This is a genomic window from Cobetia sp. 5-11-6-3 (assembly GCF_013374055.1).
Lineage (GTDB): Bacteria > Pseudomonadota > Gammaproteobacteria > Pseudomonadales > Halomonadaceae > Cobetia > Cobetia marina.
Genome location: NZ_BLWJ01000002.1, coordinates 180708 through 206231 on the forward strand (window position 1 = coordinate 180708; position 25524 = coordinate 206231).

The following is a 25524-nucleotide window of genomic DNA, read 5'->3' on the forward strand; positions in this document are numbered from 1 at the left end:
TCGTGATACGCAGTGGTGCGAAGCGATGTCATCAGCGAGGAGGGCAAGTGGATGAATCTGCAAGATGCGAGCCGTGACGTCGGGGCTCTGCATGACGCATTGATCGGCTCCTGGGAGCTGCAACGCTTCTGGTATGCCTGGCCGGATGGGCGTGAATGGGAGCCATTGGGGAGGTGTGCGGGTCAGCTGCACTATCTCCCCAATGGCTTCATGAGCGTTCAGCTGGCGGCTCGTGAGCGTGAGCCTCTAGGGGTGGCGCCCACTGATGATCAATTGATGGCGGCCTTTCGGCAGGGCTTTGCCTATTGTGGGCGCTGGTGCTGGGATGAGCGGCGTCAGGAGGTCCGTCATCAGGTAGACGTCGCGAGCATCGCGGACTGGAGTGGCGTGACGCTGGCGCGGCGAGTCCAGCTCACCGGAGAGTCACTGCTGCTGGGCACGGACGCGCCCAATCTTCAGCTGCCTGCAGGGGGCTATACCACCTGGCTTGCCTGGCAGCGCCTTCATGATAGATGACATCATTACCGAAAAGGCTTGACGGGATCATGGCTTAAGGTGCAAGGTAACCCCTGTTGGATAGCAAGACGCACCACTCAGTCGCCTGTGCTGCTCGGTAAAACGCCTTGAGCGCCCCGAAATGCCTCGCTGATTTGATGCATGGTTTTGCTTTGCCCACGCTCTTCGGGTAATGCCCGTTATTTCAAACATGCTAATCAGAGAGGAATTTCTCATGGCAACTGGTACAGTTAAGTGGTTCAACGACGCGAAAGGTTTTGGTTTCATTGCTCCGGCTGACGGCGGTGACGATCTGTTCGTTCACTTCTCCGAAGTCCAGGCAGAAGGCTTCAAGACCCTGCAGGACGGCCAGCAGGTCTCCTTCGACGTGACTCAGGGCCAGAAAGGCCTGCAGGCAGCCAACGTCAAGGCTATCGACTGATCATCACTCGCTGCGGAATTCGTTCCGTGTGAGATGATAGATGTCTAGAAGCGCCCCAGCTCATGCTGGGGCGCTTCTGTTTGTGTGCGTGAAAAAATGCAGTATCGGTGACCTGGTACGCCCCGCAGAGGCATGCCATGAACAAGAGCCCCGTCCCATTGCACGAGAAGCGCAGTGGGACGGGGCTCTTGTCATTCAAGTGGTTGTCCGGAGATGCCCTGGGGCATTGGCTCAGGCTGGCTTCACGCCGCTGAGCACCTCAAAGGAGGTCTCGCGGGCAGTGCGCAGGAAATCATCCATCCAGGGAGTGCCCAGCAGATCCTCTCGCACCGCGGCATAGAGCGTCGCCCAGATTCCGTCGCCCAGAGGCAGGCCACGAACATAATCGCGGGTCAGGTATTCGGCCAATGCCCAGTTGGGCAGTGCCGTCACGCCGCGACCGCTGGCGACAAGCTGCATCATCATGACCGTCATCTCGGCATGGCGGATCTCGCGAGGGCTGATGTTGGCGGGTTCGAGGAACTGGGTGAACACGTCCAGCCGGTCATGCTCGACAGGGTAGATGATCAGCACTTCTTCCCGCAGGTCTTCCGGTTCCACACGGCCCTTGAGAGCCAGTGCATGCTGGCGTGCCACGGCCAGCATGACTTCGTAGCGGAACAGCGGCAGGTACTGGATACCGGTCATCTCCACCGGATTGGCCGTGATGACCAGGTCCAGCTGCTCGCGACCCAGCGCCTGGAGGGGAGAGAAGCTATGGCCCGAAGGAATGTCGACCTCGATCTCCGGCCAGTGATCCCGGAAGCGATCCACCGTCGGCATCAGCCATTGGAAGCAGCTGTGGCATTCGATGGCCATATGCAGCCGTCCTTGCTCACTGCCTGCCATGCGCGCGATGTCACGCTCTGCCATGCGAAATTGCGGCAGTACCTGTTCTGCCAGTGACAGCAGGCGTTGCCCTGCACGGGTGAACTCGACCGGGCGCGTCTTGCGAATGAACAGCGGCGTGCCCAGGCGCTCTTCCAGGTCCTTCAGTTGATGTGAGAGGGCGGACTGGGTGAGGTGGATGCGCTCGGCAGCCTCGACCAGCGAGCCGGCATCACGCAGTGCCAGCAGCGTGCGGAGATGGCGTAGTTCGAGCATGATGAGTTTTGCTCATTTGGATGAGTGAACAGTTCATTTTCATTCAATTCTTGGGCGAAGTGCTGCGCAGGTCAATCGCTGCTGCGCGAGGAAGCGTCAATGAGCTCCGTTGGGCATTCCCCCTGAGCCTGATGGATCTCGGCATGGCCATCGCAGAGGGAGGCATCTCATGCAGGCAGTGCCAGTGTCTTCACGATGACGGCACCTCATGGGAATTGCCGTGAATCGAGGCCCACAAGGCTGGCTGCGCTTGATAGACTTTCTTCATGCGCCAGGATGGCGTTGCTCTCTACGCCTTGAAATCACGCTGTGTCGCCGCCTCCAGCGGAGTGCGGTGCGTTACGTTCTGTCGTCAGGCATGCCCAGGGAGGGCTTTTCATGTTTCCGTTTCACTCGCGCCCGGATCATACGAGGGCCGCTGCCTGTTCGGCGCCAGATGTCTCGCCTCGTCGTGGCGGGCGTCAGGTGGCCACTATCTCGACATGCACTGCGACAGGTATCTCGACAGGCGCCTCGGCCAATCTCCTGTGCGTGTCGATGATGGCGCTGCTGAGTGGCTGCTCCATGCTGTCGGATGAATCGCGTGATGCGCCGAGTGCGCAGGTGATGCCGGCACCGCTGAAGATTCCTGAAGTGCGTCCTGCCACGAAACCAGTCAAGCCCAGGGCACCCAGTGCCGAGTCGCTGGGTCAAGCGCCGGCGGTGACATTGCCCGCGACCTTCCTGCCGCCTCGGGGGGCCAGCGAGTATCAGGTCTGGCGCTGTACGCCGGCGCAGGATCTGTTGATGGCCTTCAGTGATGGACAGGACGCGAGGGGCAGGCCTCCCGTCTCTGTGGCGAAGGACACCCCTCAGGAGGCGACTGCTGAAGGCTGGCTGCGGCTATGGTCGCGTCAGCATGCCTACGCCCTGGGGCATGTGGTGAGTGCTTCCGGCGCCCGTTATCGGGCCAATGACGCCCCGGTCTCCGAGCGGCAGCGTCAACAGGCCGAGGGGGGAGCCCGTGAACTGGAAGTCTGGTTCAAGGGGCGGGAAGCCACGCTGCACAATGCGCGCGGCAATCTTGAGTGCGTTCAGGATGATCAGCGCACCATCCAGATCCCCGATGACCAGCCGCTGCTGGTGGCACAGGGTCACGAGCCTGAGTGGCGTATCAGTCTGGATCGAGCGCATAACCGGATGACGGTGACGGCATCGCCCGACCTGTTGGGTGCCGTGCAAGGCAAGGCGCGGGTGTCGCAGGACGCTACAGGCACCGATGACAGCAGCTCTGGCGTTGCCGGGAACGAGAGCGGCAAGCAGGAGCAGGAGTCATCGTCGCTCAGTCAGTTGACGTTACCCTATCGGGTCAATGACGACGGCAAGCATGGCAAGGTGCTGTCGGCGCGCTTGCCGCGCGCTTCAGTCGGCAGGGGGTGGCTGAAACTGAGCCTGACGCCGGGTGCCTGCTTCGACACCATGCAAGGTACCCCGTATCCGCTGACCTCCGAGCTGACTCTGACGCGAAAAGGAGGAGAATCTCGAGATCTGAGTGGCTGTGGAGAGGCATACCTCCCCTGACATGACGTTTTTTCGTCGATTTTTTCGAATGGTTGGTGCGATCTTTATCGCTTTTCGTGCCACGGAGTTCATCTATCATGGCGGGCAGCTCTCCATCACGGGCAACGGGTGCCAAGCCTGGCTCGTGATGGGAAATCGTCCTTTCTGTCTGCGGAGAACCTGCCATGTCTGCCACACCGCTCAATGTTCTGCTGGTCTCATCTTCCCTGTTCGGAGAAAAAGGCAACTCTCGTGAACTGGCTTCCGCGTTCGTGGATGCCTTGCAGGCGTCCGGTCACGAGCATCAGTTGACGCATCATGATCTGGTCGAGCGCGACCTTCCGCACCTGGGCGCCGCCGAGATGCAGGCATGGATGACGCCGGCGGATGAGCGAAGCGCCGAGCAACGCAAGCTCGCCGAGCTGTCCGATGGTTTCCTGGCCGAGCTGAGAGCGGCTGACCTGCTGGTCATCGCGGCACCGCTCTACAATCTGGGCCTGCCGACCCAGATGAAGGCGTGGTTCGACCGGGTGCTGCGTGCCGGCGAGACCTTCCGCTATACCGAGAAGGGGCCGGTAGGTCTGCTGGAAGGCAAGCAGGCACTGGTGCTGGCAGCACGTGGCGGGATGTATGCGGGCAGTGACCTGGACTCCCAGACGCCGCATCTCACATCCATGCTTGGGCTGATGGGCATCACGGATCAGCACTTCGTATACGCTGAAGGCCTCAACATGGGCGATGAGCAAAAGGTGGGAGCTCTGTCAGAGGCCAGGACAGGCATCGCCAACTACGTGGATGCTCTCTGACCCGGTGTATCTGCCGTAGCTGAGTCACATTGGTTGAGCATGATGAATGAAAACGCCACCGCCGCTCTGAGAGGAGCGGCGGTGGCGTTTGTGCTATCGGGAAGCAGAGGTCACTGGGGGAGGAGACAGTGGCTGGAAACGCTCAGCCTTGGTCTTCGAGCACTTCCAGTGCGCCCTTGAGGCGCGCATGCAGTTCTTCCAGCGGTGGCTGAGCGCCGCCTTGCGGCCAGCCGGCCGTCAACACCACGCCATCGGCGGCATAGTCGCTGGCATCCACCGGTACATCGTAGCCGTTCAGCCAGTGACGCACGTCGGCCTCATGAGCGAATCCGACCTTGAGGCGTCTGGGTGTACGCGGCGTGAAGGTGGTGGTGGGCAGTCGCTCGAGGGCGTCGAGCACGGCACGACTGTACGCACGAGCCAGACCACCGGTGCCCAGCTTGATGCCGCCGAAGTAGCGGATCACCACGCATGCGATCTGTCCCACGCCGCTGCCTTCCAGTACCTGATACATCGGCCTGCCGGCGGTACCGCCCGGCTCTCCGTCATCGGAGAAGCCGATGGCATTCTGCTCATTCGGCGCACCCGCGATGAATGCCGTGCAGTGATGACATGCATTGGGATGGGCGAGATGCGCCTGTTCCAGCAGCCGCGTCATGGCGTCTGGTGTCGGAGCGTGGGCCAGCCAGGCGATGAAGCGGCTCTTCTCGATCTCGATGCTGTGCTCGTGATGCGCCTCTGGCGCCAGTGCAGGTATCTGATAGCTCATCGTGCCATCTTAGCAAAGCGTCGCCCTCAATGAGTGACGGCGTTGCCGCGTACGACACCCATCACCATGCCCAGCACTTCGATATCGGCATTCTTGAGGTAGATGGGGGCCATGCTGTCGTTGGCCGGTTGCAGGCGTACACCGCTCTTCTCGATATACAGCTTCTTCAGCGTCACTTCCTGCTGGTTGATCATCACCACGGCGGTCTCACCGTTCTCGGCACTTTCACTGCGCTCGATGATGATGATGTCGCCATCATGGATGTTGCAGTTGATCATCGAGTGGCCGCGAACGCGCAGGGCGTAGGTATTGCGTCGCACCATGCGCGTCGGCACGGCGATCGTGCCGCAGTCGGCGATGGCTTCGATGGGCATGCCGGCGGTGATGTTGCCGAGCAACGGGATATCCATCATGTCGCTGGCAGTGATTTCCTGCCAGGCCTCGTCATTGAGCGGCAGATTGTGAAGGCGCTGAAGGTAGTGTGGAGCGTGAAGACGTGACATGAGCTATCCCCTGATGCTGTGCGGTCGGCAGAGGGAGCCGACCTGCGATGCAGCGTGAAAGGTCGTCAGGCTGAGTTCATCTGCGGCCTGATAGGCTCTGCGAACATGATGACAACGCGATGAGAGCCGACCCGTTCGGTCTGCTGCCCGGGCAATGCCAGGCATGCGATGACGATACTGTATGAGTACTGTTTTTGTATACAGTGTCTGCATCATAGCAAGCCAGCGCGAGGTGGCAAGGGGTGAGTCGGTCGTCGATGCCAATCAGGCGATGGGTGTGTCGTATGAATGTGCACCATGCTTTGCTGATGGAGCGCGCGAGAACTTGACTCCCGGGCAAGGCTCGACACGTGCGGGTCGCGTCATTCGGGCGACCGGTGGTCAGTGCCGGCTTCAGCTCGTAGAATGACGCGATTGGATCCCTCGGGACCAGCCTCTGATGTCGCGCTCCGCGACTGACCAGCCGCGAGATGTCGGGATGTCGATCCAGCCAGTCAGCGATGAAGCCCGTTGCGTGCCGCCCTTGCTGGCGGTACGGGCGCTTGGGTGTGAGCGCGATGAGCGCTGGCTGTTCCAGGCGCTCGACTTCAGCCTCGCGGCGGGCGAGATCCTGCAGATCGAAGGCCCCAATGGCAGTGGCAAGACCACCCTGCTCAAGATTCTGTCCGGGCAGTTCCATGATCACGAAGGTGAAGTGCTCTGGCAGGGGCAGCCTGCCTCGCGGGTGCGCGACGACTTTCTGGGATCACTGCTCTATCTGGGGCACCAGCCCGGCATCAAGGGCACGCTGACGGCATTGGAGAATCTTGCCTGGTATCAGGCGCTCGGTGACGCCGCATCTTCTCGAAACGCCGCGGAGCGACGCTCGCTCGCCTGGGCAGCGCTGGACGCCGTGGGGCTTGCCGGCTTCGAGGATGTCCCGGCCCAGCAGCTGTCGGCTGGTCAGCAGCGGCGCATCGCCCTGGCGCGATTGCATCTGACACCGCGTCGACTGTGGGTGCTCGACGAGCCCTTCACCGCCATCGACATCGATGGCGTCCAGGCGCTGGAGGCGCTGCTGCTGGCGCATGCCGAGCGGGGTGGCAGCGTGGTGATGACGACCCACCATCGCTTCTCGGATGTCTCGCGATTGCGCCGAATAGGTCTTGGAGAACGCGCTGGCGCGGAGTCGAGGGAGGGCGCCTGGGCATGAGACATGATCCTCTGACACCATTGTCCGAGTCTCCCGTTGCCTGCTCGTTGGGTGGAGCACTCAAGGCGACACTTCGACGCGACCTGCGTCAGGCGTTGCGCCGGCGCAGTGAGCTGATCAACCCGCTGGTATTCTTCGCCCTGGTGATCACGCTGTTTCCGCTGGGGATCTCGCCGGACAAGGCGCTGCTGGCGACACTGGCGCCGGGGCTGCTGTGGGTGGCGGCCTTGCTGGCCACGTTGCTGTCACTTGAGGGGCTGTTCCGGCAGGACCTCGACGACGGTAGCCTTGAGCAACTGCTGCTGACACCCCAGCCGTTGCCATTGCTGGTGCTGGCCAAGGTGGCGGGGCACTGGCTGTTGACCGGTCTGCCGCTGGCGCTGATGGCGCCGCTGCTGGGCGTGATGCTGGGGCTGCCGAGTGGCGCCTTTGGCGTGCTGATCGCCTCGCTGGCGCTGGGCAGTCTGAGCCTGTCGCTGATCGGCGCGATCGGCGCGGCGCTGACGGTCGGGCTGCGGCGCGGCGGCGTGCTGCTCTCGCTGATCATCCTGCCGCTGTACATTCCCGTGCTGATCTTCGGCGCCGGCGCGGTGCAGAGCGCCGTCACCGGCATGCCCAGCGCCGCCCACCTGGCCATGCTGGGTGCGATGCTGGCGCTGGCACTGTTGCTGGCGCCGCTTGCCATCGCCGCCGGTCTGAGGTTGAGCATCAATGGCTAGTCCCTGCTCCCTGCCGGCTGGCAGGGGGTGGCCTGAGTGCCGCCAGTACTTCGCCAGATATCCTTTCGCCCCTGACAAGAGGCTCGTGTGAACGCCGATTCCGACTCTCATCAAGCGCCTGCTCGCAAGGTTCGCCCGCGCAAGGGCGGGCTGTGGCCATGGCTGCATCGCTTGGGCACACCGGCGACCTTCTTCGCGGCCAGCCAGCGCTGGCTGCCGTGGCTGTGGGCCGTGGCGATCCTCACGCTGGTGGCCGGCAGTGCGTGGGGGCTGGCCTTCGCGCCGGCGGATTACCAGCAGGGCAACAGCTTCCGCATCATCTACGTGCATGTGCCGGCGGCGATTCTCGCCCAGTCCTGCTTCATGCTGCTGGCGGTATGCGCACTCATCTACCTTGTCTGGAAGATCAAGCTGGCGGACATGGTCGCCACGGCGGCCGCTCCCGTCGGCGCCTTTATGACGGCGCTGGCGCTGTTTTCCGGCTCGGTATGGGGCATTCCCACCTGGGGCACCTGGTGGATCTGGGATGCCCGGCTGACGTCGATGCTGATCCAGCTGTTCCTGTATCTGGGCGTGATCGTGCTGCGTGGTTCCTTCGCCAGTCGTGACAGCGGCTCGCGTGCCGCCTCGATTCTGGCGCTGGTCGGCATGGTCAATATCCCGATCATCAAGTATTCGGTGGATTGGTGGAGCACACTGCATCAACCTGCCACCTTCACGCTGAGTGAAGCACCGCCGATGCCGGCCAGCATGTGGATTCCGCTGCTGCTGATGGTCATCGGCTTCTACGCCCTGTTCGGTGCGCTGGTACTGATGCGCACGCGGGTCGAGGTGCTGAGGCGTGAGAGTCGCAAGCAATGGGTGCGTGACCTGCTGAGCCCGCACTCGGACTCACGCCCCGGCCAGAATTCGCCTGCAGGCCCCGTTTCCACAGAGGGTGATCACTGATGAGCTTGCCCGATGTCGCCTTCTCGAGTGTCAGCGAGTTCTTCGCCATGGGAGGGCACGCCCTCTACGTGTGGTCCGCCTGGGGGCTGACGGCGGCATGCCTCGCGGGGCTGGTGATCGCCACGCGGCTGTCCCGTCGCGCGGTGGAGGCCGATATCCGCCGCCGCCTGCGTCGGGAATCCGCCCGTTCCTGAATCCATTCTCGACCTCCCGTGCCAGTCGTCCCGCTGGTCGCGAGAGGCATGATCGTCCCTTGCCCTGATCGAGCCCTGACCATGACCCCCAAACGCAAGCAGCGCCTGTATCTCGTCACGGCCATCGTGCTGCTGGCCGCCCTCGCGGTGGGCCTCACGCTCTATGCCCTGCGCGCCAACATCAATGCCTTCTACACCCCGACCCAGATCGCCAGTGGCGAGGCGCCCCAGGGGCGTCAGATTCGCGCAGGCGGCATGGTGCGCGATGGCAGTGTCAGGCGTGACAACGAGACGCTGGATGCCATCTTCACCGTCACCGATTTCGATCATGACGTGACGGTGCATTATCAGGGCATCCTGCCGGACCTGTTCCGTGAAGGGCAGGGCGTGGTGGTGATGGGCACCTTCGATGGTGAGCATCTCGAGGCCAGCGAAGTGCTCGCCAAGCATGACGAGAAGTACATGCCGCCGGAGGTATCCGAGGCTCTCAAGGCGTCCGGACGTGATGTCTCTGGCAACAGGACGGGTGACAGGATAGACACCGGGATGACAGAGAAAACACCTCAGGAGGCGCAGTGATGTTGACGCAACTGTTGCCGGAAATCGGCCATTTCGCGCTGATTCTGGGGGCCTGTCTGGCCTGCGTGCAGGCGGTGGTGCCGCTGGCGGGAGCCGCCACGCGTCGCCCGCTGTGGATGAGCTTCGCCCAGCCGATGGCCTGGGGGCAGTTCCTGTTCGTGCTGATCGCCTATGCCTGCCTGACCGCGAGCTTCCTGCTGGATGATTTCAGCGTCGCCTACATCGCCAACAACTCCAACAGCCAGCTGCCGTGGTACTTCAAGTTCAGTGCCGTGTGGGGCAGTCACGAGGGTTCGGTGCTGCTGTGGAGCCTGATACTGGCGGGCTGGGGCTTTGCCGTCTCGCTGGGTGCGCGCGATCTGCCGCGCGACATGCTGGCGCGGGTACTGGGCATCATGGGATTGATCTCCACCGGCTTCATGGCCTTCGTGCTGCTGACCTCCAATCCCTTCGCACGTCTGCTGCCGGACATGCCGGCAGATGGCGCGGATCTCAATCCGCTGTTGCAGGACATCGGGCTGATCATCCATCCGCCGATGCTCTACATGGGCTATGTCGGTTTCTCGGTGGCATTCTCGTTCGCGATGGCGGCCCTGCTGGGCGGGCGCCTCGATGCGGCCTGGGCACGCTGGGCGCGCCCCTGGACCAACATCGCCTGGGCGTTCCTGACCGTCGGCATCGCGCTGGGCAGCTGGTGGGCCTACTACGAGCTGGGCTGGGGCGGCTGGTGGTTCTGGGACCCGGTGGAGAACGCCTCCCTGATGCCGTGGCTGGCCGGGACCGCCCTGATCCACTCACTGGCGGTCACCGAGAAGCGCGGTGCCTTCAAGAGCTGGACGGTGCTGCTGTCGATCTTCGCCTTCTCGCTGTCACTGCTGGGGACCTTCCTGGTGCGCTCCGGCGTGCTGACCTCGGTGCACGCCTTCGCCAGTGACCCGGACCGTGGCCTGTTCATCCTCGTGCTGCTCGGTATCACCGTCGGTGGCTCGCTGTTGCTGTTCGCGCTGCGCGCACCGCGCGTGCGCTCGACGCTCGGCTTCCACTGGCTGTCGCGGGATGCCTTCCTGCTGGTCAACAACCTCGTGCTGCTGGTGATGATGGTCACCGTGCTGCTGGGCACTCTCTATCCGCTGGTGCTGGATTCGCTGGGGCTGGGCAAGATCTCGGTGGGCCCGCCGTACTTCAATGCGCTGTTCGTGCCGCTGACCACGCTGCTGTGTGCCTTCATGGGGCTCGGGCCGGCCTCGCGCTGGAAGCAGATGCCGGGGCGCGAGCTTGCACGCCGTCTGGCACTTTCCGGCGGCGCGGCACTCATCATCGGCGGGCTGCTGCCACTGTTGCTGGATATCGAGTGGAGTCTCTCGGTGGCGCTCGGGCTGGTCATCGCGCTGTGGGTGGTGCTGCCGCTGCTGCGCGACCTGTGGGACAAGAGTGCCTCCAGGGCAGGGCGCTTGGCGGGTCTCAAGCGCCTCACGCCCAGCTACTGGGGCATGCAGCTGGCGCATCTGGGCCTGGCGGTGACCATCGTCGGCGTGACGCTGGTCTCCAATACCGAGGTCGCCGAGAGCGTGCGCATGGTGCAGGGCAAGGAAGTCAGCGTGGGCGGCTATCAGTTCCGCATGACCGAGCTTGGCGAATATCGCGGTCCCAACTACCTGTCCGACCGCGCCACGGTGGAGGTCAGTCGTGATGGCGAGGCGGTGACGACGCTGCATCCCGAGAAGCGCCTGTTCCTGGCCAGCGGCATGCCGATGACCGAAACCGCGCTGGATGCCGGCTTCACGCGTGACCTCTACGTCGCCATGGGCGAGAAGCTCGATGACGATAGCTGGGCAGTACGCATCCAGGTCAAACCCTTCGTGCGCTGGCTGTGGCTGGGCGCCTTGCTGATGGGCGCGGGCGGTGTGATCGCCGTGCTGGATCGCCGTTATCGCCGGCGTGTCGAGGCCAGGGCGGTGAGCGACAATCCCTCACTCACCACGCAGGAGGCTCACCCATGAATCTTCGTCGTCTGGTGCTGTTCTTGCCGTTGGTGGTCGTGGTGGGGCTGGGCGCTTTTCTCTATCAGCGCCTCGATGATGACCCCTACGCACGGGATTCCGCGCTGCTGTCGCGCCCCTTCCCCGCATTCTCGCTCAGTACCCTGGGTGACCCGCAGGCAAGCCTCGATGCCTCGCTGCTCAAGGGCCAGGTCAGCCTCGTCAACGTCTGGGGCGAGTGGTGCCCGACCTGCAAGCACGAGATGCCGCAGCTGCTGGATCTCGCGAATCGCGGTGTGCACATGGTCGGGGTCGACTACAAGGACACGCGTGCCAAGGGCCGGCAGTTCCTGGAGGAATTCGGTGACCCGTTCAGCGTCAATCTCTTCGACCCGGACGGCACCCTGGGGTTTGATCTCGGCGTCTATGGAGCACCGGAAACCTTCCTCGTCGATGCCGAGGGCGTGATCCGCTATCACCACACCGGCTACATCCGCCCCGAGGATGTCCGTGATGTCATCCTGCCGACACTGGAGCGGATCGCGAAACCTGCGACTGGTGCCGCCGGCGAGGAGGCCAGCTCATGAAGTCCGTGCTCAAGAGTGTCGCCATCCCGCTGGTGCAGGCGCTGGTCGTGCTGCTGTTTCTCTCGTGGCTGGCGGCTGGCAAGGCGCAGGCTGCCATCGAGGTGCATCAGTTCGACAATCCTGTGCTGCAGAAGCGCTACGACAGCCTGACGGCCGCGCTGCGCTGCCCCAAGTGTCAGAACCAGGCGATCGGTGACTCGGATTCCCCCATCGCCGGTGACATGCGCCAGAACGTGGCGGATCTGCTCAATGACGGTCGCAGTGACAGCGAGATCCAGAATTTCATGGTCGCGCGTTTCGGCGAGTACGTGCTCTACAATCCGCGCCTCGATGGGCGTACCTGGCTGTTGTGGGGCGGCCCGGCGGCCCTGATCGCGCTCGGACTGCTCATCGTGGCCTTGATCGTGCGGGCTCGGCGACGGGCGCGGGTGCGTGCGCTGGACGATGATGAGCAGGCACGCCTGTCGGCGCTGCTCGACAGGCATCGCGATGCCGGCAATGCACCGCAAGACGCCAAGGAGCGCTCATGATTCTGTTATGGCTGGCGATCGCCGTGCTGCTGCTTCCCGCCGGTTGGCTGCTGTTGCTGCCGCTGCGCCGCGCGCGCCGCGTGCATGCCGCCCAGCAGGCCTTCGAGGACAACGACAGCCTCGGCGCCGAGAACGTGCGTGTCTATCGACGTCGACTGGCCTCACTGGAGCGCGGCCATGCGCGCGGCGAGCTGGATGACACGGCGCTGGCGGAAGGGCGTGTCGAGCTGGAACGCAGTCTGCTGGAAGATGCCGAGGCTTTGAGGCGCTCCCCGCTCAAGGCGGCCGGCAGTGGTCGTGTGCTGGTGCCCGTGTTGCTGGTGGCGATGGTGGCGGGCTCGCTCTACTGGTATCAGCGCGAAGGGGCGAGCGGCGATCTGGCGCTGGCGCAGGCGATTGCCGCCACGCCGATCCATGATGCCGCCAGCTTCAATGCGCGCATCGCGCGTCTGCGTGCCGAGGCCGAGGCACAGCCGGATAACGCCAAGGTGTGGATGGCGCTGTTTCCGCTCTATCGTGATGCCGGACGCCTCGATGAAGCGATGCAGTCTCTCGAGGCGTTGATCGCGCTCGAAGGTCGGGTGCCCGCGCTGGTCGCGCAGCTGGCGCAGCTCAAGTTCTTCGCCGCGCAGCGCACGCTGACCGATGAGGTGCAGGGGCTGGTCGACGAGGTGCTGGCAGCCGACCCGCGTCAGCCCACCGTGCTCGGCCTGTTGGGGATCGAGGCGTTCGAGCAAGCCCGCTATCCCGAGGCCATCGACTACTGGCGCAAGGCGATTGCCGGTTTCGAGAACCCCGATGCCGCCAAGGCCCTGCGTGAAGGCATCGCGGCCGCGCGTCAGCGCATGGCGAGTGCCGGTGAAGTCGATGCCTCGGTGGCGCTGGACAGCCCGGCAACGGCTGCTGCTCAGGACAGTCAGGCAGGCACTGCACGTCTGACGCTCAAGGTGTCGCTGGACCCCGCACTCGAGGCGCAGCTGGCGGCGATGCCGGTGAGTGCTGACGAGGCGACCCTGTTCATCGTGGCGCGTGATGCCGAAGGCAAGTTGCCGCCGCTGGCGGTGGTGCGTACCACCGCAGACACGCTGCCGCTGACGGTCACGCTCTCGGATGATGATGCCATGGCCCCGATGGCGCGGCTCTCGATGGCGGAGCGCGTCACTCTCGTCGCGCGCATCTCCGCTTCCGGTCAGCCGGTGGCGCAGTCGGGGGACCTTGAAGGCAAGCTCGAGAATGTCATCGTTACTCGCAGCACCGAGGCCGATGCTGATGTCAGCCACGAGGCTGCGGACGCACCGCTGATGCTGCGTATCGATCACCGCGTCGCACGGTGAGTCGCGATGTGCCCCGACTCGACGATCTGATCACGTGGATCATCATTGCGCCGGTTGGGGCCATCGCCGCTTTTGGGTAGACTGCGCGCTGGTTTTTCGAAACGCCCTCGATGAGCGGCTGTTTCGTCGTTAGGACATGTTTACCCTGCAGCGGCGCGGGCTCTCCACCGGGAGACCTGAGAGACCGCGGCGGTTCAGGTTTTCCTGCTTCAGCTCTTCTTCCTCCAGACTCAAGGACGCGCCAGGCGCAATGCGGCTCAAATCGATCAAGCTGGTCGGCTTCAAATCCTTCGTCGATCCGGTCACCGTGCCCTTCGACAGCAATATGACGGCGATTCTCGGCCCCAACGGCTGCGGGAAATCCAACGTCATCGATGCTGTGCGCTGGGTCATGGGCGAGTCCAGCGCCAAGAACCTGCGCGGCGAGTCGATGACGGACGTCATCTTCAATGGCTCCACCGGTCGCAAGCCGGTGGGGCAGGCCTCCATCGAGCTGACCTTCGACAATGCCGACGGCAGCCTCGGTGGCGCCTGGTCCGAGTACGCCGAGATCGCCGTCAAGCGTCTGGTAACGCGTGACGGCCAGTCCGGCTACTTCCTCAATGGCCAGAAATGTCGCCGACGTGACATCTCCGATGTCTTCCTCGGCACCGGGCTCGGCCCGCGTTCCTACTCCATCATCGGTCAGGGCATGATCTCGCAGCTGATCGAGGCGCGCCCGGATGATCTGCGCAGCACCCTCGAGGAAGCCGCCGGCATCTCCAAGTACAAGGAGCGCCGCCGCGAGACCGAGAACCGCATGAAGCGCACCCAGGAGAACATGGAACGCCTGGATGATCTGCGCGAGGAACTCGACAAGCAGCTCGAGCGCCTCAAGCGTCAGGCCGAAGCCGCCAAGCGCTACCAGACCCTCAAGCAGGATGAATACCGCCTCAAGGGCGAGCTGGCCGTGCTGCGTCGGCGTGGCCTGCGCGCGCAGCAGCGTGAGCAGCAGTCACGTGTCGCGGAGCTGGAAACCGGTGTCGAGCGCGAGATTCTCGGTCAGCGTCAGTGCGAGAGCCAGCTGGAAGAGCAGCGCTATCAGCACGACGAGCTGGCCGGTGAGCTGGAAACGCATCAGGCCGCCTTCTATGAGACCGGAGCCCAGATCGCCCGTCTCGAGCAGAGTCTCGAGCACGCCCGAACCCGTGAGCAGCAGCTGGCGGCGGATCTCGAGATCGCGCGGCGAGAGCTGAGCGACATCCAGCGCGTCGAGGGCGAGGACGGTGAGCGTCTCGAGATGATCGAGGCACGTCTGGAAGATATCGCGCCGGAACTGGAGCTGGCGCGTGAGACGCTGGAAGGCCTCGAGCTTTCGCTGGAAGAGGCCGAGGAGCGCCGCCAAGACAGCCAGAGCGAGTGGGAGCGCTTCAGCCAGGCCGACAACGAATCCCAGCGCGGGGCCGAGCGTGCCCAGAGCGAGATCCAGCGCATCGAGAATGCCATTCGTGACGCCGAGATTCAGCGCGAGCGCCGTCGTCAGCAGCTGGCGGAGTTGCCGGATGTCGCCGAACTGCGCGAAAGCCGTGAGGAACTGCGCGAGCAGCTCGACGAGCTGACGCTCGGCAGCGAATCGCTGGAGTCGCGCCGCGAGCAGGCCAGTGAATCCCGTGAGCAGGCACAGACGCATCGTCTGGCGCTGGACGGTGAGCGTGACCAACTGCGCCAGCGTCGCAACGTGCTGCAGGGCGAGCAGGCCTCGCTTCAGGCGCTGATCGATGCCGCGCTGCGTGATGACGATGACAGCCTGGCGACACATCTGGACCGACATGGTCTCGCGCAGGCCCCGGCGCTGGCCGAGGGGCTCGAGGTCGCCGAGGGCTGGGAGTCCGTCAGTGCCTGGGTGCTGGGGCCCTTCCTCAAGGCACGCATGTCCCGTGCAGAGTCGGATGCGACGGCTGCCCTGATGAGTGAGTTGCCCGGAGGCGAGCTGTTGCTGGTCGATGCTGCCGGGGAGACGAATGCCACGGCCCCTGAAGGCACGCTGGCGGCGCGGATCAGCGGTGCCCCGGCGCTGACGGGCTGGCTATCCAGCATTCACTGTGTCGAGTCACAGGCCGCCGCCTGGGGCCGGCGCGATTCGCTGGCCGCCCATGAAAGTGTGCTGACACCGGACGGCCTGTGGTTGGGACGTGGCTGGAGTCGGCGTCAGATAGCGGGCGAGCGTGCCGACAGCGTGATCGGCCAGCGCGCGCGTCTCGAGCAGGTCGTGCTGGAACTGGAAGCGCTGGAGTCGCGACTCGACGATATCGAGGCGCGGCTGGCTGCCGCTGATGAACAGATTGCCGGCGCCGAGCAACAGCTCGAGCATCTGCGGGTCGAAGAGCGGGAGCTTGGCGAGCGTCAGCGTGAGCTGAGCCTCAAGGAGGCGGGGCTCGCCAGCCGACTCGAGCACGTCGATGGCCGTGCCCGTGAGCTTGAGGAAGAGCTCGAGCAGCTGGCGGAGACCCGCGAGAATCATGCTCTGACGCTTGAGGAGGCGCGCGAGCGCTGGCAGCAGGCGCTGGAGGCAGTGGAGAACAATGCCCAGTCGCGTGAGTCGCTGGAGCGCTCACGGCGCGAGCATCAGGAGGCGCTGGCCGGGCTGCGTGCCCAGTTGGCGCCCGCGCGGGAGCAGGTCAGCCGTCTCGACATGGAACGTCAGCGCCTGGTGACAGAGCGCGATGGCATGCAGGGCCAGCGCATGCGGGCCGTCGAGCAGCGCGAGAAGCTCGCCGAGCGCATCGAGCTGCTCGAGGCCAGCCGTGAAGAAGCCTCGCTGCCGCAGGAAGAAGAGCGCGAACAGCTCGAGATGTTGCTCGAGACACGCCTCTATCAGGAAACCAAGCTGAATGCCTGTCGTGACAAGACTCATGAATTGGTCGAACAGATGCGTCAGGCGGAACAGTCGCGCCAGACCCATGAACGCAATCTCGAGGGCATTCGTCAGCGCCTCGAGGAAGGGCGCATGCAGGTGCAGGCCCTGACCTTGAAAGCGGATGCGCAGGATGAGCAGCTGCTGGAGCTGGGCTATGACGAGGCGGCGATCACGCTGCTGGAGGACGAGCTGGACCCGAACGCCACCGAATCGGCCTGGAGCCACAATCTGGAGCAGGTCGGTGAGCGCATCAAGCGGCTGGGGGCCATCAACCTGGCCGCCATCGAGGAGTACGACCAGCAGGCCGAGCGTCGCAACTACCTGGAAGCCCAGCATGCGGAGCTGGCCGAGGCGCTGGAGACCCTTGAGCGTGCGATACGCAAGATAGATCAGGAAACGCGGGTGCGTTTCAAGGACACCTTCGACAAGGTCAACGCCGGAATCCAGACGCTTTTCCCGAAGATCTTCGGTGGCGGAACCGCGTGGTTGACACTGACAGGCGATGATTTGCTCGAGACGGGCGTGGCGATCATGGCACGCCCGCCGGGCAAGAAAAACTCGACCATTCATCTTCTGTCAGGCGGGGAGAAGGCTCTGACGGCGCTGGCGCTGGTCTTCGCCATCTTCCAGCTCAATCCGGCCCCGTTCTGCATGCTCGATGAGGTGGATGCGCCGCTGGATGATGCCAACGTCGGGCGTTATGCAAGGCTGGTGAAAGAGATGTCGGAAAGCGTACAGTTCATCTATATCACCCATAACAAGATCGCCATGGAGGCGGCGGATCGGTTGATGGGCGTCACCATGCAGGAACCGGGCGTCTCGCGTCTTGTCTCTGTAGGGATCGAAGAAGCGGCGGTACTGGCTGAAGCGTGAGTGAAAAGCCGTGCAGGAGGCCAAGGTCATCCTTGTGCGCGGTAGCCAGCGGCCGTCTTTGCGGCCAAGTTGGCAAAATCGTGTTGCACATAGAGATCGAAAGCACTACGAGTTTGCGTCATAGTGTCAGTCAGGGATAATTGAAGGGCGATTGCGCAGGTCACCACCACAGGATTGACATTCGAAAAATGTCCCCTTTTTCTGCAATCGCGCTATGCTGTTCACGTGCATGGTGCCCAAGCAAACAGGCTAATGACCCATGGAATTGAGAGAGTGGCTCATCTTGTTGGGGTTGGTGCTGGTCGCAATCATCGTCGTTGACGGTGTGCGCAGGCTCCAACGTCAACGTCGAGTACCCCGACTGGATCGAGCGGGTACGGAAGATTCCACCGAAGAGGCGGGTGTTTCCGCGGTGGAAGAAGAGGAAGAACGTGACAACTGGGAGCTGCCGAATGGCGGCTACCGGGTGGTTGGCGATGCCGAAGCGCAGGCCGAGGCGGAGCAGGATGCCGTGCTCGACAATGCCCATGGCATCAAGGCCTCACGGGTGACTCAACCGAGTCGTCCGGCACAGCCCATGGAGCGCCGTGAAGCGCCGGAGCGCAAGGGCTTCGGCGAGCGTGCGGCGGCCTTCGGGGCGCGTGCCAGCCAGTCGATGCGCGACGTGACCGCCAGTCTGGGCGCGCGGCGCGACGACGAGCATGACGAGGCGCATCGCGAGCCTGTGCTCGGCACCGCCTCCAGCGAGCAGTCAGAGACGGCGCGCGAAGAGGACTTCCATGAGAAGCCGGTGATCACCGCCGATGACGACAGCATCAGCGTCTCCTCCACCCAGGCTGATGATCTCGAGCCGATGGCCGAGATCGAGGAAGGTCAGGATGTGAAGGCCGAAGCGTCCTCCGCTGGCCAGCAGGCCGATGACGAGCACGCGGCTTCCGAGCGCAAGGAACCTTCGCTGGAAGCGGCCGCCGTGCCTGCAGCCGACACGACAGTCTCCGAGGATGATCGCCATCCGCTGGTGCTGCGTGCCGAGCGCAATCAGGTCGATGACCAGCTCGCCCGTGACACCCTGGCTGATGCCAGTGAAGTCATCATCATCTCGGTGATGGCGCGTGGCGAGGAAGGCTTCAGCGGTGAAGACGTGCTGGGCATCTCGCTGGCCTGTGGTCTGCGCCATTCCGAGATGGGGCTGTTCCTGCGCCATGAGGAAGATGATGACGACAGTCCCTTGCAGTTCGCGATGGCCAACGTGGTCAAGCCGGGGATCTTCGCGCCGGCCGAGATGGTGGACAGTCAGCTGGATGGCGTCACCTTCCTGATGCCGCTGCCGGGCGCGGACGACACTTCTGCCGCCTTCGAGACCATGGTCGAGATCGCCATGCTGCTGGTGCGTCGCCTGGGCGGTGAGCTCAAGGACGAGAACCACAGCGTGATGACGGCCCAGACCATCGAGTTCAAGCGCCAGCAGGTGCACGAGTTCGAGCGTCGCAATCGTCTGCATCGCTACCAGGCCAACTGATCGACTCGCGAGCCATTCTCAGAGTGGGTCCGTCATGCCACAAACGCCAACGGCGACCTTCGGGTCGCCGTTGGCGTTTGTGGTTCATGCGATTCTCCGTCCTCGTTCTGAAGCGCCTGATGCCATGTGTCATCTGCGGCCTTTCCTCTCAGCCGGGAGTGGGGTCCATCGAGCGCTTTGAGTACAATGACGGCATCATGGCGATCCTCCGGCCCTGCGATTCAGGCCGGAGGACCTGTCGCCACCCGCTTTCCGGTCGATCAGCGCAGCCCTTTGGGCGCTGCTGATGAGGCCACCGTTTCGAGTGAGTGTCATGTCAGCCCAGGATGATCTGTTTTCGGCCCCTGCCGATGATTCCAGCGCCTCGAGCGTTCCTCAGTCCGCTGCCCCGGCCGCGGTGGAAGGTGTGCCTGTCAAGGTCATGGAGGAGGTCGCGCAGCTGCATCGCGAGCTGCTCGAGGCCAGCCACCGCTATTACGTGCTGGATGACCCGACGCTGACCGATGCCGACTACGACACGCGCCTGCGCCGTCTCGAGGCACTGGAAGCCGACTACCCCCAGCTGATCACGTCGGAGTCCCCCACCCAGCGTGTCGGGGCCGCACCGGCCAGCGGTTTCGAGGAAGTGCAGCATGCGGTACCGATGCTGTCGCTCAACAATGCCTTCGATGACGATGAGCTGCGTGCCTTCGTGCAGCGTGCGGCGAAAACCCTGGAGTTGGGCGATGCGGAAGACGCAGGCGAGGCATTGAGCTTCTGCTGTGAACCCAAGCTCGATGGCCTGGCCGTGTCGCTCATCTACGAGAATGGCGTGCTGGTGCAGGGCGTGACGCGCGGCGATGGACGTACCGGGGAAGGCATCACCACCAATCTGCGCACCATCCGCTCGATCCCGCTCAGGCTGCGGGGGGGGGATCTGCCGGCGCTGCTTGAAGTGCGCGGCGAGGTCTACATGAGTCACGCCGGCTTCGAGGCGCTGAATGCGCGCGGCCGCGACGAGGATGGCAAGGTGTTCGCCAATCCGCGCAATGCCGCCGCCGGCAGTCTGCGTCAGCTGGATTCCAGCATCGCTGCCTCGCGCCCGCTGGAGTTCTGTGCCTATCAGGTCGCGCGCCTCGATGAGGCGCTGCTGGCCACGGAGGTCGGTCAGAATCATTCCAGCCTGATGGCGCTGCTCAATGACTATGGCTTTCGCACCAGCCCGCAGCTTGAGGTGGTGCGCGGCGCCCAAGGCATCATCGAGTACACCCGCCGTCTCGGTGAGCAGCGCGAAGGGCTTGATCACGACATCGATGGCGCGGTCATCAAGCTGGATGCGTTGCGTCTGCAGCGCGAGCTGGGCTTCGTGGCGCGCGCGCCGCGTTGGGCCATCGCCTTCAAGTATCCCGCGCAGGAGCAGGAAACCACTCTGGAAGGCGTCGATTTCCAGGTCGGACGGACAGGCGCGCTGACACCGGTCGCCCGGCTGGCACCGGTGCAGGTCGCCGGGGTGGTGGTCTCCAATGCCACGCTGCACAACATGGATGAGGTGGAACGTCTCGGCGTGCAGATCGGCGACAGCGTGATCATCCGGCGGGCCGGCGATGTCATCCCGCAGGTGGTGCGGGTCGCCAGCGAAGGTGCCAGCCGTGAAGCCATCGTGCTGCCGGACGGCTGCCCGGTGTGTGGCTCCGAGATCGAGCGCCTTGAAGGCGAGGTGGTGGCACGCTGCGCGGGCGGACTGATCTGCGCCGCCCAGCGCAAGGAAGCCCTCAAGCACTTCTCCAGCCGCAAGGCGCTGGATGTCGATGGCCTCGGCGAGAAGCTGATCGAGCAGCTGATCGAACGTGAGCTGGTCAAGACGCCGGCGGATCTGTTCCATCTCGACGCTGCCACGCTCGCCGAGCTGCCGCGCATGGGCGAGAAGTCCGCCGCCAATCTGGTCGCCTCGCTGGACAAGAGCCGCCACACCACCCTGGCGCGCTTCATCTATGCCCTCGGTATCCGCGAAGTCGGCGAAGCCACCGCGGCGAATCTGGCCACGCACTTCGGTACGCTTGAGGCGCTGCGCGCGGCGGATCAACCCGCGCTGGAAGCCGTGGAAGATGTCGGCCCCATCGTCGCGGCGCATGTCCATACCTTCTTCCAGCAAGCGACCAACAACGAGACGCTGGAAGCGTTGCTCGCCTGTGGTCTGCGCTGGGAAGAGGTCGAGATCGGCGAGCGGCCCCAGCCGCTGGCAGGCCAGACCTGGGTGCTGACGGGGAGTCTCGACAGCATGACGCGTGATGAAGGCAAGGCGCGCCTGCAGGCGCTGGGCGCCAAGGTGGCGGGCAGTGTCTCGAAGAAGACCGCTGGTGTCGTCGCCGGGGAGGCGGCGGGCAGCAAGCTCGAGAAAGCCATGCAGCTGGGGCTCACGGTGCTGGATGAAGCGGCCTTCGTGGCGCGTCTGGCCGAGTGGGAAGCCGGCACCGACTCAGTTTCAGGCTCAGATTCAGATTCAGGCTCAGATTCGGACGCGCAGAAAGCCGATGCGCAAGACAGCGCAGGAGAGGATGCATGAGTACGGACACGCTGAATGATGCACCGCAGGCGCCAATGGCTGCGTCACGTTCCACGGATGAACAGGAGCTACCCATGAGTCAGATGCCGCTTGATCAGATGGACCCGAAGGATCGCTTCATCGAGGTGCCGCAGACCATGCTGCCCGCCGACACGCGTCGTGCCCTGCTGGAGACCTTCGTCACCCGTCAGGGCTATGACACCACCGATGTCGGCGAAGGCATGGCTGGCTGGGTCGCGGAGCTGGAAGGCCAGCTGTCACGCGGCAAGCTGTTGATCGTCCATGACATCGGCACCGAATCCACCGAGGTGATGACGCTGGAGCAATGGCAGTCCTTCGGGCGTCAGCTGGCAGACGATGAGGAAGAGGGCGACTGAGCCCGGCCAGCGGTCATGATCCGTTGGCGAAGCCCTGACCTTGCTCCTGTCCCTGGAAACGACGACGCCCCCGGCACAGGCCGGGGGCGTCGTCGTTCCTGCAGCGTCTGTCGAGGCACCTGGCGTCGGTGCTCCTATCGAAGCCGGATCATGCGCATCGAGGCCGGATCATGCGAACCACATCGGCACGACCAGACTCGAGATCAGCAGGATCAAGGCTCCGCCCAGGCGCGAGGAAATCTGCGCGAAGGGCATCAGCTGCATGCGATTGGCCGCCGAGAGGACCGCGACGTCACCCGTGCCGCCCATGTTGGCCATGCACAGGCCAGCGGTGATGGCGGACTCGATGGGATAGAAGCCGACCAGCTTGCCCACCAGCCCTGCACCGAAGGCGGCACCGGCGACGACACCGAAGACGATCACCACGTAGGTGATGGTGATGGCGTCGATCACCTGGCCCAGGTCGGTGTAGGCCACGCCGATGCCGAACAGCAGCGCGAAGGTCCAGTTGCCCGCGACGAAACGGAACCATTGAGCGGCAGCCTGGTTGATGCTTTCCGGCACCAGGTTGGCGCACTTGAGTACGGCAACCGCGATGATCATCAGCGCGTAGGGGTGCAGCGGGATGACCTTGCCGAGAATCTGGCTGGCGACGAAGAAGCTCAGGGCGATGACCATGCCGATACCCAGCTGGGAGAGATCAGGCGCGCTCTTCTCTTCACGGACATCGACGCCCGGCATCATCTGGCCTCCGCCGGTCAGTGACGGGAAGCGCTTGCCAAGCCCGTTGAGCAGCCCGGCGATGATGATGGCGAAGACATTGCCCAGCGCCAGCGCCGGTACCAGGATCGAGATGTAATAGCTGGCCGGCTGTCCCAGCAGTTGCTCGTAGATCTGGCTCATCGGCACGGCGCCTGCCCCCATGCCACCGCCCATGATGGGCAGGGCGATGACCATGACGGCATCCTTGGGCGAGAAGCCCATGATCCAGCCGACCAGCATCGCGAAGAGTGCCGCGAACAGCACCGAGCACAGCAGCGGCAGCGCGAAGCGTGCCCCGACCTTGACCAGCACGCGGGAGTCCATGCCGAGAATGCTGCCGGTGATCAGTGCCGCGATGTAGAAATTCAGAAAGCCGCCGGCCTTCATGAACTCGCTGACGCTGGCCGTGACATCCTGTGGCAGCCAGCCGCTATAGACCAGCGCTGCGGCACCGAAGATGGCGAGAATCGCTCCGCCTCCTAGGTAGCTGTTGATGATCGGCAGGCGATCACCCAGAAAGCCCAGCAGCTCACCGAGGACCATCATGACCATCAGGGCGCCGATCATGCCGGCCGGCAGGGTATCGGTGGCGATGGCGGCGATCAGGACCAGAAACGACAGGGCGAAGATCGGCAGGGACATGCCGAAGATGCGTGTCTTCAGGCAAGGCGACTCGTCGGCAGGCGTGGCCGTGGCGGTCTGCGAGGAATGTGTCATGCAGGCTCCTTGTCCTGCACTCTGTCGTTGCAGGACCTGTTGTCATGTCCGGATGCGCTGGCGTGGCATCGCGGGATCGGTTGGGACAAGGTGGGACATCATGTCCGCGCAGTGGATGCGCGTCACAGGGAGCTTACGATGTGGCTTTCGAGGGCCAAGTTTTGCGAATTAAAGAAAGCCTTTTGAAACTTATGAAACCGCATGGCGCGGCTCGCTCACGTGCTGGGCGAATTGGCCATGCCACCAAGGGGGCACGTGGACTGTCTGGCGTGTTGCATTCTTCTCAACCCGGACTGAGCGCGCTGACCTCGCTGCTGGCTGCCGGCATGGTGATCGTCAGTCTGCTGGTCGCGGCCTGGCTCTTCAGTGCGCAGCTGGAGCGGACCCAGCATGAGATACAGGGGCAGCGCATCGCCGCCCTCGCGCAACGCATCGCGCGGCTGCCTGAGGTGCGCGCCACCTTGAGCGAAGCCAACGCCTCGCAGGCAGCGCCTCCCGTCGCGAATAGCCGCCTGGCGGCACGCATCGAGCGGCTGCGCCGCGAGAATGCCGTCGACTTCATCGTGGTGATGCGTCCGGACGGCGTGCGACTCAGTCACCCGGAGCCCGCGCGGATCGGCCAGCCGTTTCAGGGGGGAGACGAGCAACGTGCGCTCGGAGGCGCGGCCTATCTCTCCGAGTCCCGCGGTACGCTCGGCGAAAGCCTGCGCAGCTTTGCCCCGGTGATGGCCTCTGCATCCGATGGCGAAGCGCGTTCCGTCATCGGCGCCGTTGCCATCGGCATCACGCTGGATTCGCTGGGGCGGCGGCTGGCCGATGAGAAGCGTCAGCTGCTGATCGGGCTGGGCATCCTGATGCTGTTCGGCACGCTGGGGGCGCTGGGGCTGGCACGCTATCTGCGCAGACAGCTCAAGGGACTGGAGCCGGCGGCCATCGCGCGTCTGGTGGAAGAGCATCAGGCGGTGCTGGCCAGCCTGGAAGAGGGCATCATCGTGGTCGACCCCGAGGGGCATGTCACCCTGGTGAATGCCGCGGCGCGCGAGCTGCTGGGGACGGCCCCCGAACCGGGAGAATGCCTTGAGGCGTGGTTGCCCGATACCGGCATGCACGAGTGTCTAGCCGCGCACTCGCCGGTGGCGGAGCAGGACGCGGCTCGCCTGCGTCAGGTCACCCATGACGGGCGGCGATTGTGGGTGCGTTGCCAGCGGGTGCATGATGGCGAGCATCTCATGGGCGGCGTGCTGGTATTGCGTGAGCACGACCGCATGCAGCGCCTTGCCGAGGAGCTGACCGGCGTCCGCCGACAGGCAGAGTCACTGCGCGCCGCGCGCCATGAGTTTCGCAATCGGTTGCATGTGTTGTCAGGGCTGACGCAGATGCAGGACCTCGACGGCCTGCGAGATTACCTGGCATTGCTGGTGGAGCGGGAGCTGCCAGCGGATGCCGCGGCCGCCGAGCGCATCGCGGACCCTCTGCTGGCAGGATTGCTGATCGGCAAGCACAGTGAGGCTCGCGAGCGGGGCATCGCACTCAATGTCGAGCTGGACGTCGAGTGGCATCATGCACGGCCCGAGCACCGGGAGATGCCCGGCGCAGCGCTGTCTCAGGCCGAGCTGTCTCAGGCCGTGCTGCCGGTGCTGGAGCGCAGCTTGAGCCATGATCTGGTCAGCGTGATCGGCAATCTGCTCGACAATGCCTTCGAAGCGCTGGAGGAAATGGACGATGCCACACACGCCCCGGCCGTCACTCTGAGCCTGATGCTGGAATCCGTGGGTGAGGCGTCAGAGGCCCAGTTGTCGATCAGCGTGGCAGACAACGGCCCCGGCATGCCGGCGGAGCTCATGGAGACGGCGCGCGCGGCGGGGGTAAGCAGTCGTGGTGAAGGTCGCGGGCTGGGGCTGTCGCTGGTACAGGAGATCGTGACCGCGCGCGCGGGAGACTGGCACTTCTACTCGCCCCCGGGCGGCGGCACCCTGGTCGAGCTGACCTTGCCCTGCCAGCGGTCGCCCACTGCGGCGCCCTGAGAGCATTCCACGTCGTTGGACGGCTGCCGTCCAAGACCCCGCATGATCAAGGAGC

General features: G+C 64.2%; 22 protein-coding genes. 18 read left to right on the top strand and 4 right to left on the bottom strand.

Annotated features, from left to right (window positions below; translation table 11 throughout):
- Positions 1-51: 51 nt before the first annotated feature.
- Positions 52-516 (top strand): lipocalin-like domain-containing protein, encoded by a 465-nt coding sequence (locus HXS66_RS04755; RefSeq protein WP_139345494.1) that lies wholly within the window; start codon positions 52-54, stop codon positions 514-516.
- A gap of 214 nt (positions 517-730) precedes the next feature.
- Complete coding sequence (locus tag HXS66_RS04760) at positions 731-937, top strand: cold-shock protein (protein WP_077378903.1); 207 nt, start codon at positions 731-733, stop codon at positions 935-937.
- A 231-nt stretch (positions 938-1168) separates the two neighbouring features.
- Here the strand turns inward: HXS66_RS04760 and HXS66_RS04765 are convergent, their stop codons facing one another.
- Complete coding sequence (locus HXS66_RS04765) at positions 1169-2080, bottom strand: LysR family transcriptional regulator (RefSeq protein WP_077378906.1); 912 nt, start codon at positions 2078-2080, stop codon at positions 1169-1171.
- A 537-nt stretch (positions 2081-2617) separates the two neighbouring features.
- On the opposite strand from HXS66_RS04765, the gene HXS66_RS04770 reads away from it, so the two are divergent.
- Both HXS66_RS04770 and HXS66_RS04775 read left to right on the top strand, forming a co-directional pair.
- The gene (locus HXS66_RS04770) at positions 2618-3640 is read left to right on the top strand and encodes an MliC family protein (protein ID WP_176502973.1); all 1023 of its coding nucleotides are present in this window, start codon (positions 2618-2620) and stop codon (positions 3638-3640) included.
- Positions 3641-3804: 164 nt separating this feature from the next.
- Entirely contained in the window at positions 3805-4425 is a 621-nt protein-coding gene (locus tag HXS66_RS04775) for an FMN-dependent NADH-azoreductase (protein ID WP_084209388.1), read from the top strand.
- A gap of 142 nt (positions 4426-4567) precedes the next feature.
- Here HXS66_RS04775 and HXS66_RS04780 read toward each other — a convergent pair whose 3' ends face one another.
- Together HXS66_RS04780 and HXS66_RS04785 are read right to left on the bottom strand one after the other, a co-directional pair.
- Positions 4568-5194, bottom strand: coding sequence for a YigZ family protein (locus tag HXS66_RS04780; protein ID WP_176502974.1), 627 nt, complete (start codon positions 5192-5194; stop codon positions 4568-4570).
- A gap of 26 nt (positions 5195-5220) precedes the next feature.
- Positions 5221-5697, bottom strand: a complete 477-nt coding sequence (locus HXS66_RS04785) for a LexA family transcriptional regulator (protein WP_077378921.1) — start codon at positions 5695-5697, stop codon at positions 5221-5223.
- Positions 5698-6175: 478 nt separating this feature from the next.
- Here HXS66_RS04785 and ccmA point away from each other — a divergent pair, with 478 nt between their 5' ends.
- The 13 genes from ccmA (at position 6176) to HXS66_RS04850 (ending at position 21966) form a co-directional block, all read left to right on the top strand.
- The gene (ccmA, locus tag HXS66_RS04790) at positions 6176-6889 is read left to right on the top strand and encodes a cytochrome c biogenesis heme-transporting ATPase CcmA (RefSeq protein WP_176502975.1); all 714 of its coding nucleotides are present in this window, start codon (positions 6176-6178) and stop codon (positions 6887-6889) included.
- The gene (gene ccmB / locus HXS66_RS04795) at positions 6886-7608 is read left to right on the top strand and encodes a heme exporter protein CcmB (RefSeq protein ID WP_077378925.1); all 723 of its coding nucleotides are present in this window, start codon (positions 6886-6888) and stop codon (positions 7606-7608) included. The genes ccmA and ccmB overlap by 4 nt, the downstream gene beginning before the upstream one ends.
- A 150-nt stretch (positions 7609-7758) precedes the next feature.
- On the top strand, positions 7759-8556 hold the full coding sequence (locus tag HXS66_RS04800) for a heme ABC transporter permease (protein ID WP_176503073.1): 798 nt from the start codon (positions 7759-7761) through the stop codon (positions 8554-8556).
- A complete protein-coding gene (gene ccmD / locus HXS66_RS04805) occupies positions 8556-8750 on the top strand; it encodes a heme exporter protein CcmD (protein ID WP_077378928.1) in 195 nt (64 codons plus the stop codon). The genes HXS66_RS04800 and ccmD overlap by 1 nt, the downstream gene beginning before the upstream one ends.
- Before the next feature lie 81 nt (positions 8751-8831).
- On the top strand, positions 8832-9329 hold the full coding sequence (gene ccmE / locus HXS66_RS04810) for a cytochrome c maturation protein CcmE (protein ID WP_084209386.1): 498 nt from the start codon (positions 8832-8834) through the stop codon (positions 9327-9329).
- Positions 9329-11329 (top strand): heme lyase CcmF/NrfE family subunit, encoded by a 2001-nt coding sequence (locus HXS66_RS04815; RefSeq protein ID WP_304363341.1) that lies wholly within the window; start codon positions 9329-9331, stop codon positions 11327-11329. Before ccmE ends, HXS66_RS04815 begins: the two co-directional genes overlap by 1 nt.
- Positions 11326-11895 carry a DsbE family thiol:disulfide interchange protein gene (locus HXS66_RS04820; RefSeq protein ID WP_077378937.1) on the top strand — a complete coding sequence of 190 codons (570 nt, stop codon included), beginning with the start codon at positions 11326-11328 and terminating at the stop codon, positions 11893-11895. The genes HXS66_RS04815 and HXS66_RS04820 overlap by 4 nt, the downstream gene beginning before the upstream one ends.
- Positions 11892-12425 carry a cytochrome c-type biogenesis protein gene (locus tag HXS66_RS04825; protein WP_103751472.1) on the top strand — a complete coding sequence of 178 codons (534 nt, stop codon included), beginning with the start codon at positions 11892-11894 and terminating at the stop codon, positions 12423-12425. Before HXS66_RS04820 ends, HXS66_RS04825 begins: the two co-directional genes overlap by 4 nt.
- A complete protein-coding gene (gene ccmI / locus HXS66_RS04830; protein WP_176502976.1) occupies positions 12422-13759 on the top strand; it encodes a c-type cytochrome biogenesis protein CcmI in 1338 nt (445 codons plus the stop codon). The genes HXS66_RS04825 and ccmI overlap by 4 nt, the downstream gene beginning before the upstream one ends.
- A 250-nt stretch (positions 13760-14009) precedes the next feature.
- Positions 14010-17528 carry a chromosome segregation protein SMC gene (gene smc / locus HXS66_RS04835; RefSeq protein ID WP_176502977.1) on the top strand — a complete coding sequence of 1173 codons (3519 nt, stop codon included), beginning with the start codon at positions 14010-14012 and terminating at the stop codon, positions 17526-17528.
- A gap of 259 nt (positions 17529-17787) precedes the next feature.
- Positions 17788-19047 (top strand): cell division protein ZipA C-terminal FtsZ-binding domain-containing protein, encoded by a 1260-nt coding sequence (locus HXS66_RS04840; protein ID WP_176502978.1) that lies wholly within the window; start codon positions 17788-17790, stop codon positions 19045-19047.
- 421 nt (positions 19048-19468) lie between these two features.
- A complete protein-coding gene (ligA, locus tag HXS66_RS04845) occupies positions 19469-21589 on the top strand; it encodes an NAD-dependent DNA ligase LigA (protein ID WP_255303117.1) in 2121 nt (706 codons plus the stop codon).
- Between the two features lie 74 nt (positions 21590-21663).
- On the top strand, positions 21664-21966 hold the full coding sequence (locus tag HXS66_RS04850) for a YheU family protein (RefSeq protein ID WP_240499610.1): 303 nt from the start codon (positions 21664-21666) through the stop codon (positions 21964-21966).
- Positions 21967-22134: 168 nt separating this feature from the next.
- Here the strand turns inward: HXS66_RS04850 and HXS66_RS04855 are convergent, their stop codons facing one another.
- The gene (locus HXS66_RS04855; RefSeq protein ID WP_176502980.1) at positions 22135-23445 is read right to left on the bottom strand and encodes a 2-hydroxycarboxylate transporter family protein; all 1311 of its coding nucleotides are present in this window, start codon (positions 23443-23445) and stop codon (positions 22135-22137) included.
- 269 nt (positions 23446-23714) lie between these two features.
- On the opposite strand from HXS66_RS04855, the gene HXS66_RS04860 reads away from it, so the two are divergent.
- Positions 23715-25469, top strand: coding sequence for a sensor histidine kinase (locus tag HXS66_RS04860; RefSeq protein ID WP_255303098.1), 1755 nt, complete (start codon positions 23715-23717; stop codon positions 25467-25469).
- The last annotated feature ends 55 nt before the right edge of the window (positions 25470-25524 follow it).